Here is a 17,209-nt window from a genome sequence, read left to right as displayed (position 1 = left end):
ACTACTTTAACGCAAAGCAATTGCATTAATTGTATATCCTAAGGATTTTAATGTTTATTGGCTAGCTGACCACAAGCTGCATCAATATCTTTACCTCTACTTCTTCTTACATTTACAATCACCCCTCTATCCTCAAGAAATTTTGCAAACTGATCTAGTTTATCTTCTTCTGTATTCGTGAAATCAGCTTGGTCAATTGGATTATACTCAATTAGATTAACCTTAGCTGGAACATATTTAGTAAACTGCCAAAGTTCTTTTGCATCCTCTAAACTATCATTAAAATTATTGAAGACACAATATTCAAAGGTTACTCTGCTTTTAGTTTTATTATAATAATACTCAAGTGCCTCTCTTAATACTGGTAAATTATTGCTGTCATTAATTGACATAATGCGGCTACGCTTTTCATCATTTGCAGCATGTAATGAAAGTGCAAGATTAAATTTAGCTTCATCATCAGCTAATTTCTTAATCATTTTGGAGATACCCGCTGTAGAAACTGTAATTCTTTTTGGAGACATGAACAGCCCTTTCTCGGAAGTAATATGTTCAATTGACTCCATCATGTTTTTATAGTTTAGTAATGGTTCTCCCATTCCCATATACACTATATTAGTAAGCGGCATGTCATAATGAGTTTCGGCTAGTTCTTTAATCATTACAACTTGATCGTAAATTTCTGCAGCCTCAAGGTTTCTCATTCTTTTTAAATAACCTGTTGCACAGAATTTACAGCTTAATGAGCAACCAACCTGAGATGAAACACAAGCCGTCATTCTATTTTCGGTAGGAATTAATACACCTTCTACCTCATGACCATCATGTAGTCTAAAGGCAACTTTTATGGTTCTATCATTACTTAATTGCTTTGATGCAATAGTAATTCTATTAATACAATAGTTTTTATCTAACCACTCTCTCAATCCTTTTGATAGATTAGTCATTTCTTCAAAAGAAGCAGCTGATTTAACCCAAAGCCATTCGTAAATTTGCTTAGCTCTAAATGCTTTCTCACCAAATTCAGTCAAATCTTGAGCTATGGCCTCAATAGACATCTTTCTAATGTCTATCTTTTTAAGATTAACCTCAATTACTTCCTTTTCAATATGTACTGCTTTGTCTTGCATATCACAAAATTACAATAATCAGCAGACATAAGCCTAATGAGTTGGTATTAGTTCAAAAATTGTAAGGAAATTAAATAATTAGGCGAATAAATCGATTTCTTTAGCAATACCTTTAGCGTCTACTATACTAATCTTTTTGCCATTAATATCGATTAATCCATCCTTTTTAAAGTCAGACAGTAATCTAATTAAGGTTTCAGTAGCGGTTCCTACTATTTTTGCTAAATCTTCTCTTGTTAAGGCAATATCAATTTCTGTTTTTTGATCGCCATCAATTCCGTAGGAATTTTTTAGCATTAACAAAGTAGTGGCTAATCTTTGACGTACTGTTTTATTTGCCATATCGGCCATCTTTTGTTCCATCACTCCTAAATCATGACAAACCGCTTGCATTAACTTATTCTGAAAATCTTGATCTTTTGAAATAAGATCCGTGAAGCTACTTTTAGGGATGAAGCAAACTTTTGCATTTTCAAGTATAGTTGCAGATGAATTATAGTTTTCACCAGAAAGTAGTGCTCGGTAGCCTAGGAAGTCCCCATCTTTAGCTAATCTTACAATCTGCTCTCTTCCTGAGTCATCCGTTTTGTAGATTTTTACCTTGCCTTCACTTATGCAAAATAATCCCATTGGTTGGGTGCCTTCAAGGAAAAGAACTTGACCTTTATTGTGTGCTAAAGTACTTTTATGCTCACTCAATGTACATAAAGCTTGTTCAGGAATTTCATTAAACATAGATTTCCTCCTACTAAGGCATAATTCACAGGGGATATTTTTAACTTTTTTGGACATAACAACAGATAATTATCATATTCTTTTAGGCTACATAAATATAATCTTTTTCCGAGAAACTTAAAAGATATAAATTTCATGTTTTTTCATATTACCCTTTAGTTTTAATAACTTCATATTTGACGTAAATTTAATAATTATGAAAAAAGGGCTTTTAAAAGGAATTATTTTGATTGCGATAGGAGCATTTATAATCTATTGGTCAGTCGATCATAGTCCAAATGCTTCAATTGGTGAGAAAGTAAATGATTTATTAGATGATAATGCCTATCGTATGAGCGAGACTTGGTATTACACTTCACTTGTAGGGGGAAGTATCATAGCATTATTGGGTTTGAGAAGCTTATTGAAATCTTAAAAAATTCCCAAGGACCCATAATGGAGTCCTTGGGAATAGTTTTTATACTTTATTGAATACTTTAATCACTCCATTTCTGATTTCGGGATGAATAAAATAGTGATTAATAGTTTCTGCTATTTGAGCGGGTTTTACCCAATCATCAAAATTCATATCAGGCATTGCCTCTCTGTTCGGTGGCGTATCTATAATACTAGGTACTACCACGTGGGCACTAATATTATGCTCTGCGAAATCTGCATTGATTATATCAGCAAGACTAAATATTAGTTGTTTGGCTAAACCATATGAAACTACGTTTTTCAATTCGTCAGCTGATAAAACAGGTTTGGCACCAATTAAAAATATTTGCCCTCCTTTAGGCATTTTTTCCATCAAAGGCTTTACAATATTATATGCAGTATCAAAATTCAGCTTGATTTGCTTATGGATATCTTCTATTCCCACATCCTTAATACCTCCACCAGCATAACCTCCAACGGTCAAAACTGCTCCGTCTAACTCTCCATAGGTATTTGCAGCATTATTCACAGCTTTTTCAGCTGCACTGGGATCCATCAAATCAAACTTTTGCTTTTGAAATGACTTTTCGGCATCACTTACATTTTCATCTAGTCCTACTAAACCGAATATATTATGTCCTTCAGAATTGAGTTTTTGAGCTACTGCGCTTCCTAAATTACCATCAGCGCCACTTACGATTATATTCATAGTTAATTTTATTTTTCAAAAGTTATACCCTCTGGATTCGCACCCAACATTTCTAAATATTTACTAACATCCTTTACCATAGCATCAGGACCGCACACATAAAAATGCTGAGTAAAATTTTCTATATGCCTTTTTAGAAAGTCCATATCTACCATTTTGTTTTCATGACCTTCAATATTTTGATGTGTCAAGGTTGAAATGAAATTCTCTCCTAAAATGTCATTGAAATATGATTCTAAAATAACATCATCACCAGTTTTATTTGAAAATATCAGACTATTCTCCCCTATCTCACCTTTTTTTTCTAAGTCTCTAAAAATTGCAATGAAAGGAGTAATCCCTGCACCACCGGCAATGAAAGTCCCTGTTCCTTTATATTCTATGGCACCCCATGCATCATCTATAATTAATTCATCACCTTCAACAAGGCTGTCAATTTCATTGGTTACACCTTTATGATCATGATAAGTTTTAATTACAAATTCTAAGTGATCTTCATCTGGCAATGAAGTAAATGTGAAAGGCCTTTTTTCTTCAGTCCAATCTTTTTTATTGATTGCTACCTCTGTCGCCTGTCCTGGTGTGAATTGATAGCCATTAGGTTTTTCGGTTTTGATTCGCTTTACGTTGTGCGTTAGAGACAGCACATCCAAAATTTTTACCGTATTTGCCATTTTTATAAAGTTTAGTTCTTTTATAAAAACGGATATAGAAAAATATGTTTAGCAAATAGAAAATCTATTGATCTAGTTTATTAACTATTTGTTCGAGGTTAAGATTTTCCCAGTTTTCTAACACATCGGGTTGTTGCATTACTTCATCCATAATGCGCTGTTGTTTCATGCCTATTTCACAAGCCTCAGAATATCTTAAATCACTGAAAGTTACCATAGAATATAATGGCATCCATTTTTCAGGGTATAAATCATGAAGTTTTGCTTCAATTTTCTTCTGAATCAAAAATTTATCATCTGCCACCAAATCCCGCATCTCCACAAAATTATGTAATGCTAAATCTGCGATAGCATCTCCATCACTTTTTCGCAAGTTTTGATAATCTTCCAACACCTTTTCCCAATCATCCTCATATTTATCTAGCAAAACATTTAACTCAAAGCAGTCTTCAAAACCAGCATTCATTCCTTGCCCATAGAATGGAACAATAGCATGAGCGGCATCACCGATTAGGACACAATTATTTTTCACCCAAGGCTCACATTTGATGGTCACCAATGATGAAGTAGGGTTTTCAAAATACTCTTGCTGAATATTTTTCAAATGTGGTAAGCTATCAGGGAAGGTATTTTTGAAAAAATGTAATACTTGTTGCGGTGTTTGTAAGCTTTCGAAAGAAGGTTGTCCTTCAAATGGAAAAAACAAAGTGCAAGTGAAACTCTTATCTAAGTTAGGAAGTGCAATTAACATATATTGACCTCTAGGCCAAATATGTAAGGCGTTAGGTTCAATTGCAAACTCACCATCTTCAGTTGGGGGAATGGTTAATTCCTTATAACCATGAGGAATATAATATTGATTATAATTAAATCGATCAGATTTCATCATAGCCTGACGCAATTTTGAAAATGCGCCATCGGCACCTAAAACTAAATCAAATTCAAGAGTTTTCTCTTTACCATTAGGACTTTCGAAAGTCACTTTAGTTTCTTCTATATCAACTGTTTTACAAGAATGCCCAAAATGAATTTCAACTCCTGATTTTTCAGCTCTATTTAATAATATTTTATTCAGATTTGCCCTCGATACGGAATTAATATATTGCCCTTCTTTACCATAAGGCTGAAATGTCAAATTGCCATCTAAGCTATGCATCATTCTACCCTTCATTGGAAGCATAATCTCCTCCACTTCATCCAATACATCAATATCTTTTAACGCTTTTATCCCCCTTCTGCTGAGCGCCAAATTTATTGAGCGCCCTGAATCAGAAGAAGACAATCTCATGTCATCTCTTTTTTCAAAAAGATCGACATTATAGCCTCTTTTTTTAAGATATATACTTAATAATGTACCGACTAATCCAGCTCCTAATACTGCAATATGTTTAATTTCCGTATTCAAAATAGGCTTATTTTAATGCTTCAACAGACTCTTTCAATTTTTGGATAAAAAGATACTGTTCTTCAAAAGTATTGTATAGTGGAACGGGCGCTAAACGGATCACATTAGGCTCTCTCCAATCACCTAAAACACCTCTTTTCATTAATTCATCGAATAATGGCTTACCGTATTTTAATAAATATAATGATAATTGGCAACCTCTATTTTCAGGCTCTTTAGGTGTAATTATTTCTAATATTTTTTCTTCTTTATTGAATTCATTAATTAAGTATTCCAGATAACCAGTCAACTTAATACTCTTTTCACGTAAAGCTTTCATTCCAACTTCTTTAAATATTTCTAATGAAGCATAATGGGCAGCATGACCCAAAACATTTGTATTGCTTAATTGCCAGCCATCAGCTCCTTCCATAGGAATAAAGCCTTTTTTCATTTGGAATCTCTCTCCTTCATCATGTCCCCACCAACCCGCAAATCGAGGAAGCTCTTTATCATTTGCAAAGCGTTCATGTACATAAATTCCTGATACGTTTCCTGGGCCAGAATTTAAATATTTATAGGTACACCAGCTAGCAAAATCAACATCCCAATCATGTAGTTTTAATTCTATATTACCTGCTGCATGAGCAAGGTCAAAACCAGCATAAGCACCCACCTCATGTGCTGCTTTCGTAATTTTTTCTAAGTCAAAGAATTGTCCAGTATAATACTGAAGACCTCCCATCATCACCAAACATAGCTCATTTTGATGTTCTTTTATAGTAGAAAGTATATCCTCCGTTCTTAAAGTGTCTTCGCCTTCTCTAGGTGCTATTTCTACTAATGCCTCTTCAGGATCAAATAGATTTTGACCTGCATGGTGAGCGTGAAAATTTAATTGTGATTCGAATACATATTGATCCGAAGGAAAGGCCCCTTTTTCTACAATGATTTTATACTTCTTTGCAGTTGGTCTATAGAATGAAACTAACAGCAAGTGAAGATTTACCGTTAAATTATTCATGGGAACCACTTCAACTGGTTTAGCCCCTACGATTTCAGCTATCGCCTCCTTTCCATATTCATGGTATTTAAACCATATATTTTCTTTTTTCTTATTGAAATGACCTTCAACCCCAAACAGCTCCCAATCTTTCATTTCCTTTTCAATAAATGCCCGGGTTCTTTTAGGTTGAAGTCCTAATGAATTTCCTGTATAATATATTACTTGTTGTCCATCAATTACTGGAATATGGAACTCATCTCTGTATTTATTTAATGGATCTTCTTGATCCATCTTCTGTGCATATTCTAGTGAATTACTGTAATTTTCTATCATTGTTGAGTTAATATATTATTTAAAATAAGCCTAGTTGCCGGTTTGATTCAATTTCAATTAACTGTCTTTTTATGGCTAATCCGCCTACATAACCTGTAAGTGCTCCCTTAACTCCTACTACTCTATGGCATGGGATTAAAATTGGAATTGGATTTTTACCTACTGCATTTGCTACTGCCCGTATTTTTTTGACATCTCCTAATTGAGCTGCTAATTTACCATAGCTAATGGTTTTTCCGTAGGGTATTTCCATCAATTTTTCCCAAACTTCTTTTTGAAAGTCTGTTCCATTCAAATAATATTCAAACTGAAAATCTTTTCTATGACCATTGAAGTATTCCAAAAGTTGATTTTCTATTGAAGTAACTACTTTAGGCTTATTCCCTTTTAATGAATTTTGTGGTTGATTAAATGAAATTCTAGCAATTTTGTTTTGTTTTATTCCAATTAGAAGTTTACCAAATTTAGAATCTATGAAAAATTCTTGCTCAATGTGTTGCATATTCTTCTTTCTCCAAGCCTAACCACTTTAAAGCATTTTTACCTAATAATTTTGCTTTTAGCTCATCTGAAAAATTACTTGTTTCAATAATTTTCCCAGGCTCTAACTCTCCTAATGGAAAGGGATAATCAGTTCCTAAAGCAATAAAATCCTCTCCCATGGTTTTAATAAGATATTCAAGCGTTGAAGGATCATGTACTAATGAATCCACATAAAACTTTTTCAAATACTTAGTGGGATGATGCGGATTATCAATTGCGCATAAATCGGGTCTAACATCAAAGCCATGACCAACTCTACCTATAGTTGCAGGAAAAGAACCTCCACCATGCGCAAATGCAACTTTTAAATTAGGTAAACGCTCGAATACCCCTCCGAATATCATGGAACATATTGCTCTTGAAGTTTCAGCGGGCATACCTACTAACCACGGAAGCCAATATTTTGGCATTTGATCCTTACCCATCATATCCCAGGGGTGGATGAAAATCGATGCTCCTAAATCCTCTGCAGCTTGAAAAACAGCAAAAACCTCAGGGGCTTCTAGGTTCCAATCATTAATATGCGTTCCGATTTGAACTCCGGCTAAACCTAATTCTTTTACACATCTTTCTAATTCCTTTATTGCTAAATCGGGTGCCTGCATAGGCAAAGTACCTAATCCTATAAAGCGATCAGGATAGCGACTGACAACTCCTGCAATATGATCATTCAACATTCTGGATAGATCGAGAGTATCTTCTGGTTTTGCCCAATAACTAAACATTACTGGAACTGTAGATAGCACTTGAACATCTACATTATGATTTTCACACTCATGCATACGTGTAACTGGATCCCAGCAATTATCTTCTACTTCCCTAAAGAATTTATCATCCATCATCATCCTTGCGCAACAAGGTTTATGATGCTCAAGCCTGATGAATCCGCCATATCCATAACGCTCTCTCAAATCTGGCCAATTTTCAGGCAAAATATGAGTGTGAATATCAACCTTTAAAGGTCTTTTATTTGCTAAATTCTCTATAGTTTCCATTACACAAATCTTGGATCTGTTTCCATTACATGACCGCAATTATCGCAAGTTCTCAAATCTTCTGAGGCATAAAACTCTTTAAACCTTGGTAAAAAGTCTTTTTCGATATCCACCAAAGGAAAATAGGTTTCATGTAATTTGTGATTGCAATTATCACAATACCATAATAAACCATCCTTCATATCAGTCCCTTTTCTAATTCTTTCAACCACTAAACCAATAGAGCCTTCCTTTCTTATGGGGCTGTGCGGTGTTTTAGCCGGACATAAAAACATGTCTCCAGGGCCTAAATCCATAGTAACCGCTTTACCATCTTCTTGTATCTTAACCTGAATTTCACCTTCAAGCTGATAAAAAAGTTCTTCGGTTTCATTATAATGATAATCTTTTCTGGCATTAGGCCCAGCTACTATCATTACAATATAATCACCTGCTTCTTTATATAGATTTCTATTTCCAACAGGTGGCTTTAAAGAATCTCTATTTTCTTCTACCCATTTGGTTAAATTAAAAGGTTTTTGAATCGCCATTACTAATTATATTTATATGAGCTTATATCTTCTAATATAAGATTTGATTTTGTTTATCTTTTAAATTTAGTGAAATTAAGACGTAGTTTAAAATCAGATAATTAATAAAATTTAAAGACATAAATCAGAAGTAAAATGGATTTAGATCTATCAGGAAAAAGAATATTAGTAGGTGGAAGTACAGCAGGAATTGGAAAAGCAATTGCTCATGCATTTGCAAAGGAAGGTGTAAATGTTACTTTAATTGCAAGAGACCAATCTAAACTAGAATCCACTAAAAATGAATTACATAATGATAATCAAGACCACCACATATTAGTAGCGGACTTCTGCCATCCTGAATCCTTACGCGATATCGTAATTGATTATTGTGCTAAAAACACAGTTGATATTTTAATTAATAACACAGGCGGGCCTAGTCCGGGCGCTGCGCATGAAGCATTAGGTAAAGATTATATGACTGCTTTCCAACAGCATTTGATATGCAATCAATACTTAGCTCAGGCTGTTATTCCTAAAATGAAAGATCAAAACGAAGGTAGAATCATTAATATTATTTCCACTTCAGTAAGACAACCCATCCCAAATTTAGGGATATCCAATACTATAAGAGGTGCTGTGGCAAGTTGGTCGAAGACTCTATCAAAAGAATTAGGCCCATTTGGCATTACTGTTAACAATATTTTACCAGGCGCAACAATGACAGGTCGATTAAAAGGTTTAATCCAAAATAAAAGTAAGGCCAGTGGAAAAAGTATGGATGAAGTTAGCGATGAAATGCAAGCACAAATTCCTGCCAGACGTTTTGCTGAACCCGAAGAAGTAGCAGATGCAGTTTTATTTTTAGCATCAAAGAAGGCAGCATATATCAGTGGGGTCAATTTACCAGTGGACGGTGGTCGATTAGATTGTATTTAAAATGGAAAAAATAGCTAATTATATAAATGGAGAACTTATCACTCCATTTTCTTCACAATACATGGACAATATTGCTCCTGCAACTGCTGAGAAATATTCAGAAATACCTTTATCTGATAATTCAGATTTAGATGAAGCTATTAAGGCGGCAGAAATTGCATTTCCTAGCTGGAGTAATTTAAGTGCCAATGAAAGAGCCTCTTTTCTTTTAAAAATATCTGAAGAGATTAAAAAGAATTTACATGAATTAGCTAAAGCTGAGAGTAGGGATACAGGTAAACCTTTAAGCCTTGCTATGAATGTTGATATCCCCAGAGCAAGCGCAAATTTTGAATTCTTTGGCCATGCCATAACTCAGTTTAGCAGCGAATCACATTCAGGGGTAGATAGTATAAATTACACCTTAAGAAAACCTATTGGAGTAGTAGGATGCATTTCACCATGGAACCTACCACTTTATCTTTTTACTTGGAAAATTGCTCCTGCCTTAGCTAGTGGGAATTGTGTAATTGCAAAACCATCTGAAATCACACCTTACACTGCTTTTTTATTAAGTAAAATCTGTAAAAAAGTAGGCTTACCAAAAGGTGTATTAAACATCCTGCATGGTAAAGGAGCAGAAATAGGAAATGAAATTGTAAAAAACGGTAAAATCAAGGCTATATCATTTACAGGCGGTACCGCCACAGGTAAGAAAATAGCCGAGATTTCTGCCCCCATGTTTCGGAAAATCTCACTTGAATTAGGAGGGAAAAATCCTGCTTTAGTTTTTGCAGATTGTGACTTAGAAAAAACTGTGGATGAATTAGTAAGAGCCTCATTTGCCAATCAGGGTGAAATATGCCTATGTGCTTCTAGAATATACATTGAAAGCTCAATTTATAAGGAGTTCAAAAAGATATTTGTTAGTAAGGTGAAAAACTTAAAGGTAGGAGACCCAAATCAAGAGGATACCAATATGGGTGCCTTAGTTTCAGCTCAACATAAAGAAAAAGTTATAAACTATATTCAATTAGCAAAGGAGGAAGGTGGAACATTATTATGTGGCAATGAAACCTTAAAGCTAAATCCCCCTTATGATCAAGGTTATTTTCTAAGGCCTCATGTATTTGAAAACCTTAATTCATCTTGCAGAACGAATCAAGAAGAAATATTCGGCCCAGTAGTAAGTTTAAATACTTTTGAAAATGATGATGAAGCAATTCTATTAGCAAACGATAGTGATTATGGTCTTGCCTCAAGTATCTGGACTTCAGATTTATCAAGAGCTCATCAGATTAGTGAAAGAATTAATACAGGTATTGTATGGGTAAACTGCTGGATGAAGCGCGATTTAAGAACTCCGTTTGGTGGAATGAAAAATAGTGGTTTAGGTAGAGAAGGAGGACTTGAAGCATTAAGGTTTTTTACTGAACCTAAAAATGTATGTATTCAATACTAATTAAATTGTCCTAATTACTCTTAAAATAATAAAGGCCAATCAAATGATTAGCCTTTATATTCAAATTAGATATGCTCTTAAGCAGAAGCGTCAGTTGCTGTTTCAGCACTAGGCTCTTTCAATTTAGCAATGTGGAAAGTCTTTCTAGCTTTATGACCACAATATGAGCATTTGAAATATTTCATTAACTCACCATCTTCAGTTACTGTAGGTGATTTTATAATTTCTTCCTTTACAACTTTTAAAGTTTGGTAATTACATTCAGAACATTGTAATGCGTGTAAGTGACCAGAATACTTCTCTATTTTAGTATAACCAGTTTCTTCATCTACCCAAACATCATAATCCACTGAGAAAATATCTTCTTCCGCCTGCATACCTTCATCAAGGTAAACATCTTCTTCCTCTTCACTCAATAATTTCATTGGCTTACCAGTTTTAGGAGAGACTCTAGGCGTATAACGTAATTTCTTCAATCTCTTTTCGATGTAAAAAGGAAAGTAGAAACGTAATACATTTTGAATAATTACACCAATTATTAGAGCTAACATAGCCGAAACAAAAACTTTCACAGCAAACCATAAAAATTCTTGCTCTCCAAATACAGAGTTCACCCAAATAACTACACCTACTAATAAAATTACAGCAGAACGCCATAAAGCATCAATTTCATTTTTATTGATGTAATCATACCTCTGTTTGAATTCTTTCAAGGTGCCTAATCTTAAATAATAAAGTAAAACAAGTAAGACGGCTATTCCAACAGTAACCATTCCTACATATGGTCCGTATTGGTTAATCATGTCAAAGATATCTGCCATAATTCAGTTTTTTAGTGATGGTAAATTTAGTTTTCTAATGCGAAATATGAATAATTCATTGTAAAAAAACAACGAAACTTCAAGCAAGTTAAAATTAATTCGTTAAAATTCTATCAATAAAGTTATATAAATTAATTGAAATACCTAAAAAAATATTTTTTTATCCTTTCATCTTAAGTCAATACTCTAAGCAATGACTACTAATCAACTTATTACTAGATGATTACAAAGCCAATTTGAGATTATATCTTGATACAGAAGAATATAAAAAAAGGATAGAATAAAAATTTACTGAAAATTATTCTTTAAATAGACAACCTTCTAGCAATTATTCGTGTCTTAAAATTATCCGAGTAACAATACTTGGATATAATTATATCGCGTATTTTTTATATTATTAAAAGAGATTTATTATGATGAAGTTATTGAAAAATGGATTGCTTCTAGCAATTACAGGTTTATTCATTTTCACAGCCTGTGATCAAACTGGAGATGAATTACCTACTGGTACTGCGCCAAATGTGACTGTTAGTGTTGCTGACCCTCAAGACGAATATTTTCCTGGAGATGTTATTGATATTGTAGTTGATTTTACTGCTGATGCAGCTGCTGTAGGCAGTGTTATTAATGTTGAAACCGAGGAATTTACCATTACTCTATCCGCTAATGGGATTTCAGATAATGTAATTGATTTAAATGCTTTTGGTGTCGCAAATGCCACTGAAGGTTCCTTCACTATACCAGGTTTTGAAATTCCTGAGGAAGCAGAAAATTTAACCCTAAGCTTTACGGTGCAAATGGAGGATGAAGAAGCTAGAACTGGAGAAGGGTCATTAGATATTCTAGTTTCTGAAAACTCCGTACCTGTCAATGAATTCTCAGCTATACTTTTAGGAGGTCAGCTTAATACTGCTTATGGAAGCTTTTTTAATGCTGTAGATGGTGAAGTATATAATGTGAGTCGAGCATTCGATCCAGAAAATACTGATAAAAATGATTTAGTATTCTGGTATGGAACTACTTCAGGATATGCTATTGGAGCAGTAGATGATGAAAGAGCTATTACTGCATTTAATGCTGAAGATGTTAATTTGCAAAACCTAAATCCTTCAAGCTTATCAAGATTTAAATTACTAATTGGAGATATTGATTTCGCTTCTATTGAAGATGAAGCTGACTTATTAAATGCTTTCAATGGAGATGGCAACGCTGACCTAACTAGAGTTGACAACTTAGCTATAGGTGATGTTTTTGGAATTACTCTAGATGAAGGAAGAGGCGGTAGAATTGGTTTAATAGAAGTTGAAGATATTTCTGGCACCAGCGGTTCAAATAGACAAATTACTATAAATGTTAAAATTCAATCAGTAGATAACTAACTTAAGTATATTTGAACAAAAAAGCTCAGAGTTACTTCTGAGCTTTTTTTATGCAAATATATTTCAACTAATTACTTTACCGCTTCTAATGCTTTTTCGTAATTAGGTTCATTTCCAATTTCAGGAACCAATTCATTATAAACAACCTCTCCTTCAGGATTAACTACTACTACTGCTCTTGCATTTAATCCTTTGAATCCGCCATCAACTAACTCTACTCCATAATCTTTACCAAAACTATCATTTCTAAAATTTGAAACAGGAATTGCATTTTCAATGCCTTCTGCTCCGCAGAACCTAGCCTGAGCAAACGGTAAATCTTTTGAAATACATAAGACTACAGTGTTATCTAAAGCCCCTGCTTTTTCGTTGAACTCACGAACTGACATTGCGCAAACCTCAGTATCAACACTTGGGAAAATGTTCAATATAATGTTTTTCCCTTTGTAATCTGACATTGAGACTTCCTTCATATCAGTTTTAACCAGATTGAAGTCAGGAGCTTTATGACCTACCGAAGGTATGTCTGATATGGTATTGGATGGATTGCCACCTAATGTTACTTGTGCCATAGTTTATTATTTGTTTTAGTTTACATTTGTTAACTTAAAATGCAAAGATTAGTTACTGATTATTTATAGTTATTAAAATGAAAGAACTTAAACTTTACGCTGTCGTATTAGGCGGGGCAGCTGAGAAATCAAATACTGAATTACATGATGTAGTTTTTGCGGTGGGTAAATCCATTGAAGATTGCTACACACAACTATTAGATAAATGGTTTGGCATTAAAGAGAAAATGCACATTGATTCCTACATTGAACTTGATGTGGTTGACGGTTATGAAATTAGTCTTGAAAAGGAAAAGAGTGATAATTCAGACAAAAAATTATTCTTTATTAATCTTGGAGCTTATAAAGAAGGAGATTTTATGGAACATCATGCCAATACTTTTTTAGTAGGAGGACTAGCCACCGAAATAAAAAATAGAGCAAAAGCTAAACTATTAAAAGGATATGACGAAGTTCATAAAGATGATCTATATGAGGTGGATGATATGATTGCCATTGAAGAATTAGAAGGTTATCATGTTCATCTTAACCCTACTACTAAAACTGAAAACTTAAAACCGATCAATGGTTATCACGTCCTACCCAAAAAAGTGGTAAGAGATTATTTAGCATCACACTAATAAAAAAGGGATCAAATGATCCCTTTTTGTTTTATAATCTATTTTTACTCTTCCTTCTTTTTGTCCATGGTTAAGGCTTTAAACAAAAACACTAAAAAACCTCCCACTGTGATAGTAAGACATACTATCATTCCTATTATTGCTTCTGTACTCATTTTTTAACAAATTTTTTGTAAAACCATCCATTAAATACTATTGCAATCAATAATGCAATTCCCCACTGCGTTACAATGGTCGCATTACTATAAATATCCATCACATTCCAATTTCCATTTTCATCAAACCACGGATATTCACTGTAGCCTTGGCTCATCCACCAATAAACAAGGAATAAACCTGCAACAAAGTTGAAATAAATCATTCCAGTGAAATACTTAGGCGACACCTTAAAATCAGAATTTTGATCAATAAAATCTTTCTTGAATTTAGCAGGGCCGTATTTGATGATAAGAAATGAAATAAATATCCCACTTACTAATAATCCAACTCCCCATACCCAGTCTTGGTTCTCAAAAACAGATAAAAACCATGCTGATGGAAATCCAATTACAAAACAAGCTGCACCTGCAATTATAGCAGCCTGTTTTTTAGATAAATCATAATCCGTTAAATTCCTGATGATTAATTGCATCATCGGCAATATCGAACTAAAAGCAGCCATTGCGAAAGCCCCGAAGAATATCCACGATAAGAATGGACCACCCGGCATTTTAGCAAATAATTGAGGTAAAATAGTAAATACTAAGGCTGTGTTTCCGTCATGAAGAAAATCAACCGCTTCATTAGGGGTAGCTGCCATTGCAAATACTGCTGGTAAAATAGCCATTGCCGCTAATAATGCTGCCGTATTATTACCAAATGCACCTAAAAATGTATTTAAAGTAACATCTTCTTTCGATCTTGAGAAGGAACCAATCGTGATCATTAATCCCCAACCTGCACCTGTACTCCAGGCTGAGTCGGTAATTGCTTCAATCCAAATTATTGGATCTTTAAATTTCTCAAAATCGATTGTGAAAAGGTATTCTAACCCCTGTGTACCACCCGGCATTTGAATTGCAAATGCAGAAACTACCATAAGTAAAATAAAAAGGGTCGGTATTAATATCTTGTTCGTTTTCTCTAAGCCTTGCTTAATTCCTTTACTTAATACCCAAATGGCAATACTAATGGTAAACATGTAGCATAAAACTGCTTCCCAACTTGAGTTAGATAAACCTGCCCAAAATGTGTCCATGAAATTTACATTCGGATCAGCAAATTTTGCATTCATGGCGCCTGAGCCAAAAATGTAATCTATTAAATTTTGTGTATTTAAAAGGAAGTATCTCAATGACCACCCTGTCACAACGGAATAATAAAATGCAATACCCATAGTAACAATGGTCACGAAGGTACCCATCCAGTTAAATTTTTTACCTGCTAAGCTACCCAAAGCACCTAAAGTACCCTTTTTGTAATGCTTACCAATGGCTAGCTCTGCCATTAAAAGAGGAATGGACCATACTACAAGAAAAAGCATCCAAAGGATGATGAATGCGCCACCGTGTTCTCCGGCTATTCTAGGAAATCTCCATAAATTTCCAGCTCCAATAGCCATACCTAAAGCGGCCAATATTATTCCCCACCTATTACTAAACTCTTCTGTTTTTTGCGCCATATATGTTTTATTTTGATTAAAAACATGCCGAAATTAGTTAAACAAATGGCTTATTCAAACTTAAACGGAGATTGATTTCAAGATTTGCAATCAGGGAAAAGTTATAATTTCAGTCTTTTGCGAAAAAATTTTGAGATTTTAAGAATGTTAGGATATATGAAAATTTTTAGCTTGCTTTTTGCTTTTTAGCTTTCTGGTTTAAGTATTTCACTAATTTATCATATTCTGTATTCTCTTTATTAGATAGCTTGATCACCTTTTTCTTTCCATAAAGAATTTTAGTCTCCTTAAATTCTCCTTGTTTGGTTTTCACCACATCTTCTCTCCAACCCCTGATTTCGGATAGCGGTAAATCAACTTTTGATCTGGTTATTGGGAAAAATATATTCAATTTATTATTTCCAGCCTTAACAATTTTTATAGCTGCTAATAATTTACCTAGCACTAACAAGCCAATTACCAATACTATCGGTGTTAGTATGAGTTTTATAATGAAATAAGATTGATTATTAAGTAAACTATCTAATAAAAGAAAAAAAGAACCAAAAATAAGGACCAAAAAGATTGATAAAGCAAATACAGTATTAATTCGTGGTTTTGATACTATCATGCTTATTTGCTTTGAAATTCTAAATCAATTTTTGATAATAATTCGAGTTCCCCACTTTCAAATAGAGCTGGCAATTCTGTAAGATCTGTTCCTTTTTCCACTTTATAATTATTATAGTCTCTAAAAATCACTCCGTTTACCCTTTCCGAATTAATAGATTCTCTAAATCTCACACCTCCACCATTAGTATGATAGGAATATGCAAAATAGTCCATGTCATACGTTTTGGTATTAAACCAGAACATGAAAATATCTTCATAATCTGTACCTCCACCCTTTTGCTTAAATTTTACTTCAATGGTTTTATAGGCTTCACCATTTATTAATGCATCATCCTTATTGGTAGCAATCACAGCTGCATCATTTAAATTATAAGGAAGTAAAGCAAAATAATGCACTGAATTTACTGAATTAGCGTATGCTGCAGAATCTTCAGTAGACAAATCTGCATTTTCTCCATCAATTAACCTTTTAAACCCATCATTATCTAAGATATCATTAATATGCTGACCAGTGCTATCTATAAATATTCTCTCGTATTTAAAGATTCCATTATTATGATATAATTTATAATCCTTATCTCGGAATTTGAACTCAACTTCTAAATTGGAGTATCCATTCCCGCCATGATATTGAATGGCTTCTTGAATATGTTCTTCTGCTGATTTCTCAGTTGGATTACAGGCAGCAAATATTACTGCAATAAAAACGAATGGTAAAAATTTTCTCATA

General features: G+C 33.8%; 20 protein-coding genes. 5 read left to right on the top strand and 15 right to left on the bottom strand.

The features are described from left to right. Positions 1–47: 47 nt before the first annotated feature. Together rlmN and QYS48_RS08870 are read right to left on the bottom strand one after the other, a co-directional pair. The gene (rlmN, locus tag QYS48_RS08875) at positions 48–1,130 is read right to left on the bottom strand and encodes a 23S rRNA (adenine(2503)-C(2))-methyltransferase RlmN (protein ID WP_308355597.1); all 1,083 of its coding nucleotides are present in this window, start codon (positions 1,128–1,130) and stop codon (positions 48–50) included. Between the two features lie 78 nt (positions 1,131–1,208). Then, positions 1,209–1,922 carry a Crp/Fnr family transcriptional regulator gene (locus QYS48_RS08870; protein WP_308355596.1) on the bottom strand — a complete coding sequence of 238 codons (714 nt, stop codon included), beginning with the start codon at positions 1,920–1,922 and terminating at the stop codon, positions 1,209–1,211. 139 nt (positions 1,923–2,061) lie between these two features. Between QYS48_RS08870 and QYS48_RS08865 the strand changes: the two genes are divergently transcribed. After that, positions 2,062–2,280 carry a DUF3185 family protein gene (locus tag QYS48_RS08865; protein WP_302122540.1) on the top strand — a complete coding sequence of 73 codons (219 nt, stop codon included), beginning with the start codon at positions 2,062–2,064 and terminating at the stop codon, positions 2,278–2,280. Between the two features lie 42 nt (positions 2,281–2,322). Here the strand turns inward: QYS48_RS08865 and QYS48_RS08860 are convergent, their stop codons facing one another. From QYS48_RS08860 to QYS48_RS08830, 7 genes are all read right to left on the bottom strand, one after another. Beyond that, on the bottom strand, positions 2,323–2,991 hold the full coding sequence (locus QYS48_RS08860) for an SDR family NAD(P)-dependent oxidoreductase (RefSeq protein WP_308355595.1): 669 nt from the start codon (positions 2,989–2,991) through the stop codon (positions 2,323–2,325). 8 nt (positions 2,992–2,999) lie between these two features. Then, a complete protein-coding gene (locus QYS48_RS08855) occupies positions 3,000–3,665 on the bottom strand; it encodes an FAD-binding oxidoreductase (protein ID WP_308355594.1) in 666 nt (221 codons plus the stop codon). 64 nt (positions 3,666–3,729) lie between these two features. Continuing rightward, positions 3,730–5,070 carry an NAD(P)/FAD-dependent oxidoreductase gene (locus QYS48_RS08850; protein ID WP_308355593.1) on the bottom strand — a complete coding sequence of 447 codons (1,341 nt, stop codon included), beginning with the start codon at positions 5,068–5,070 and terminating at the stop codon, positions 3,730–3,732. A 7-nt stretch (positions 5,071–5,077) separates the two neighbouring features. Continuing rightward, entirely contained in the window at positions 5,078–6,388 is a 1,311-nt protein-coding gene (kynU, locus tag QYS48_RS08845; protein ID WP_308355592.1) for a kynureninase, read from the bottom strand. 19 nt (positions 6,389–6,407) lie between these two features. Beyond that, positions 6,408–6,890, bottom strand: coding sequence for a methylated-DNA--[protein]-cysteine S-methyltransferase (locus QYS48_RS08840; protein WP_308355591.1), 483 nt, complete (start codon positions 6,888–6,890; stop codon positions 6,408–6,410). After that, positions 6,877–7,926, bottom strand: a complete 1,050-nt coding sequence (locus QYS48_RS08835) for an amidohydrolase family protein (RefSeq protein WP_308355590.1) — start codon at positions 7,924–7,926, stop codon at positions 6,877–6,879. The genes QYS48_RS08840 and QYS48_RS08835 overlap by 14 nt, the downstream gene beginning before the upstream one ends. Further along, on the bottom strand, positions 7,926–8,456 hold the full coding sequence (locus tag QYS48_RS08830) for a 3-hydroxyanthranilate 3,4-dioxygenase (protein ID WP_308355589.1): 531 nt from the start codon (positions 8,454–8,456) through the stop codon (positions 7,926–7,928). The genes QYS48_RS08835 and QYS48_RS08830 overlap by 1 nt, the downstream gene beginning before the upstream one ends. Before the next feature lie 135 nt (positions 8,457–8,591). On the opposite strand from QYS48_RS08830, the gene QYS48_RS08825 reads away from it, so the two are divergent. Both QYS48_RS08825 and QYS48_RS08820 read left to right on the top strand, forming a co-directional pair. Further along, positions 8,592–9,374: an SDR family oxidoreductase gene (locus QYS48_RS08825; protein WP_308355588.1), complete on the top strand. Its 783-nt coding sequence runs from the start codon at positions 8,592–8,594 to the stop codon at positions 9,372–9,374. Position 9,375: 1 nt separating this feature from the next. Then, positions 9,376–10,815, top strand: a complete 1,440-nt coding sequence (locus QYS48_RS08820) for an aldehyde dehydrogenase (RefSeq protein ID WP_308355587.1) — start codon at positions 9,376–9,378, stop codon at positions 10,813–10,815. A 77-nt stretch (positions 10,816–10,892) separates the two neighbouring features. Here QYS48_RS08820 and QYS48_RS08815 read toward each other — a convergent pair whose 3' ends face one another. Beyond that, the gene (locus QYS48_RS08815) at positions 10,893–11,636 is read right to left on the bottom strand and encodes a hypothetical protein (protein WP_308355586.1); all 744 of its coding nucleotides are present in this window, start codon (positions 11,634–11,636) and stop codon (positions 10,893–10,895) included. 413 nt (positions 11,637–12,049) lie between these two features. Here QYS48_RS08815 and QYS48_RS08810 point away from each other — a divergent pair, with 413 nt between their 5' ends. Next, positions 12,050–13,015, top strand: coding sequence for a hypothetical protein (locus QYS48_RS08810; protein WP_308355585.1), 966 nt, complete (start codon positions 12,050–12,052; stop codon positions 13,013–13,015). 71 nt (positions 13,016–13,086) lie between these two features. Here QYS48_RS08810 and tpx read toward each other — a convergent pair whose 3' ends face one another. Continuing rightward, positions 13,087–13,587 carry a thiol peroxidase gene (gene tpx, locus QYS48_RS08805; RefSeq protein ID WP_308355584.1) on the bottom strand — a complete coding sequence of 167 codons (501 nt, stop codon included), beginning with the start codon at positions 13,585–13,587 and terminating at the stop codon, positions 13,087–13,089. A gap of 77 nt (positions 13,588–13,664) precedes the next feature. Between tpx and QYS48_RS08800 the strand changes: the two genes are divergently transcribed. Next, a complete protein-coding gene (locus tag QYS48_RS08800) occupies positions 13,665–14,207 on the top strand; it encodes a DUF1543 domain-containing protein (RefSeq protein ID WP_308355583.1) in 543 nt (180 codons plus the stop codon). A gap of 44 nt (positions 14,208–14,251) precedes the next feature. On the opposite strand, the gene QYS48_RS08795 is transcribed toward QYS48_RS08800, so the two are convergent. The 4 genes from QYS48_RS08795 to QYS48_RS08780 all read right to left on the bottom strand — a co-directional run bounded on the left by QYS48_RS08795 (position 14,252) and on the right by QYS48_RS08780 (position 17,208). After that, positions 14,252–14,362, bottom strand: coding sequence for a MetS family NSS transporter small subunit (locus QYS48_RS08795; protein ID WP_308355582.1), 111 nt, complete (start codon positions 14,360–14,362; stop codon positions 14,252–14,254). Then, positions 14,359–15,867: a sodium-dependent transporter gene (locus QYS48_RS08790; RefSeq protein ID WP_308355581.1), complete on the bottom strand. Its 1,509-nt coding sequence runs from the start codon at positions 15,865–15,867 to the stop codon at positions 14,359–14,361. The genes QYS48_RS08795 and QYS48_RS08790 overlap by 4 nt, the downstream gene beginning before the upstream one ends. Positions 15,868–16,033: 166 nt before the next feature. Next, the gene (locus QYS48_RS08785) at positions 16,034–16,477 is read right to left on the bottom strand and encodes a hypothetical protein (RefSeq protein ID WP_308355580.1); all 444 of its coding nucleotides are present in this window, start codon (positions 16,475–16,477) and stop codon (positions 16,034–16,036) included. A 2-nt stretch (positions 16,478–16,479) separates the two neighbouring features. Beyond that, a complete protein-coding gene (locus tag QYS48_RS08780; protein WP_308355579.1) occupies positions 16,480–17,208 on the bottom strand; it encodes a DUF6503 family protein in 729 nt (242 codons plus the stop codon). Position 17,209: the final 1 nt, after the last annotated feature.

Source organism: Marivirga arenosa (genome assembly GCF_030503895.2).
Classification (GTDB): Bacteria; Bacteroidota; Bacteroidia; order Cytophagales; family Cyclobacteriaceae; genus Marivirga; species Marivirga arenosa.
Note: the sequence above shows the minus strand (reverse complement) of the source record. Positions and strands in the feature narration are given on the sequence as shown.

Bases quoted from the DNA above. Each gene is read 5' to 3' on its own strand.
- QYS48_RS08855 (WP_308355594.1), bottom strand. From the start codon at position 3,665: ATGGCAAATACGGTAAAAATTTTGGATGTGCTGTCTCTAACGCACAAC.
- tpx (WP_308355584.1), bottom strand. From the start codon at position 13,587: ATGGCACAAGTAACATTAGGTGGCAATCCATCCAATACCATATCAGAC.
- kynU (WP_308355592.1), bottom strand. From the start codon at position 6,388: ATGATAGAAAATTACAGTAATTCACTAGAATATGCACAGAAGATGGAT.
- QYS48_RS08860 (WP_308355595.1), bottom strand. From the start codon at position 2,991: ATGAATATAATCGTAAGTGGCGCTGATGGTAATTTAGGAAGCGCAGTA.
- QYS48_RS08870 (WP_308355596.1), bottom strand. From the start codon at position 1,922: ATGTCCAAAAAAGTTAAAAATATCCCCTGTGAATTATGCCTTAGTAGG.
- QYS48_RS08865 (WP_302122540.1), top strand. From the start codon at position 2,062: ATGAAAAAAGGGCTTTTAAAAGGAATTATTTTGATTGCGATAGGAGCA.
- QYS48_RS08795 (WP_308355582.1), bottom strand. From the start codon at position 14,362: ATGAGTACAGAAGCAATAATAGGAATGATAGTATGTCTTACTATCACA.
- QYS48_RS08810 (WP_308355585.1), top strand. From the start codon at position 12,050: ATGATGAAGTTATTGAAAAATGGATTGCTTCTAGCAATTACAGGTTTA.
- QYS48_RS08800 (WP_308355583.1), top strand. From the start codon at position 13,665: ATGAAAGAACTTAAACTTTACGCTGTCGTATTAGGCGGGGCAGCTGAG.
- QYS48_RS08815 (WP_308355586.1), bottom strand. From the start codon at position 11,636: ATGGCAGATATCTTTGACATGATTAACCAATACGGACCATATGTAGGA.
- QYS48_RS08830 (WP_308355589.1), bottom strand. From the start codon at position 8,456: ATGGCGATTCAAAAACCTTTTAATTTAACCAAATGGGTAGAAGAAAAT.
- QYS48_RS08785 (WP_308355580.1), bottom strand. From the start codon at position 16,477: ATGATAGTATCAAAACCACGAATTAATACTGTATTTGCTTTATCAATC.
- QYS48_RS08825 (WP_308355588.1), top strand. From the start codon at position 8,592: ATGGATTTAGATCTATCAGGAAAAAGAATATTAGTAGGTGGAAGTACA.
- QYS48_RS08840 (WP_308355591.1), bottom strand. From the start codon at position 6,890: ATGCAACACATTGAGCAAGAATTTTTCATAGATTCTAAATTTGGTAAA.
- QYS48_RS08820 (WP_308355587.1), top strand. From the start codon at position 9,376: ATGGAAAAAATAGCTAATTATATAAATGGAGAACTTATCACTCCATTT.
- QYS48_RS08835 (WP_308355590.1), bottom strand. From the start codon at position 7,926: ATGGAAACTATAGAGAATTTAGCAAATAAAAGACCTTTAAAGGTTGAT.
- QYS48_RS08780 (WP_308355579.1), bottom strand. From the start codon at position 17,208: ATGAGAAAATTTTTACCATTCGTTTTTATTGCAGTAATATTTGCTGCC.
- rlmN (WP_308355597.1), bottom strand. From the start codon at position 1,130: ATGCAAGACAAAGCAGTACATATTGAAAAGGAAGTAATTGAGGTTAAT.
- QYS48_RS08790 (WP_308355581.1), bottom strand. From the start codon at position 15,867: ATGGCGCAAAAAACAGAAGAGTTTAGTAATAGGTGGGGAATAATATTG.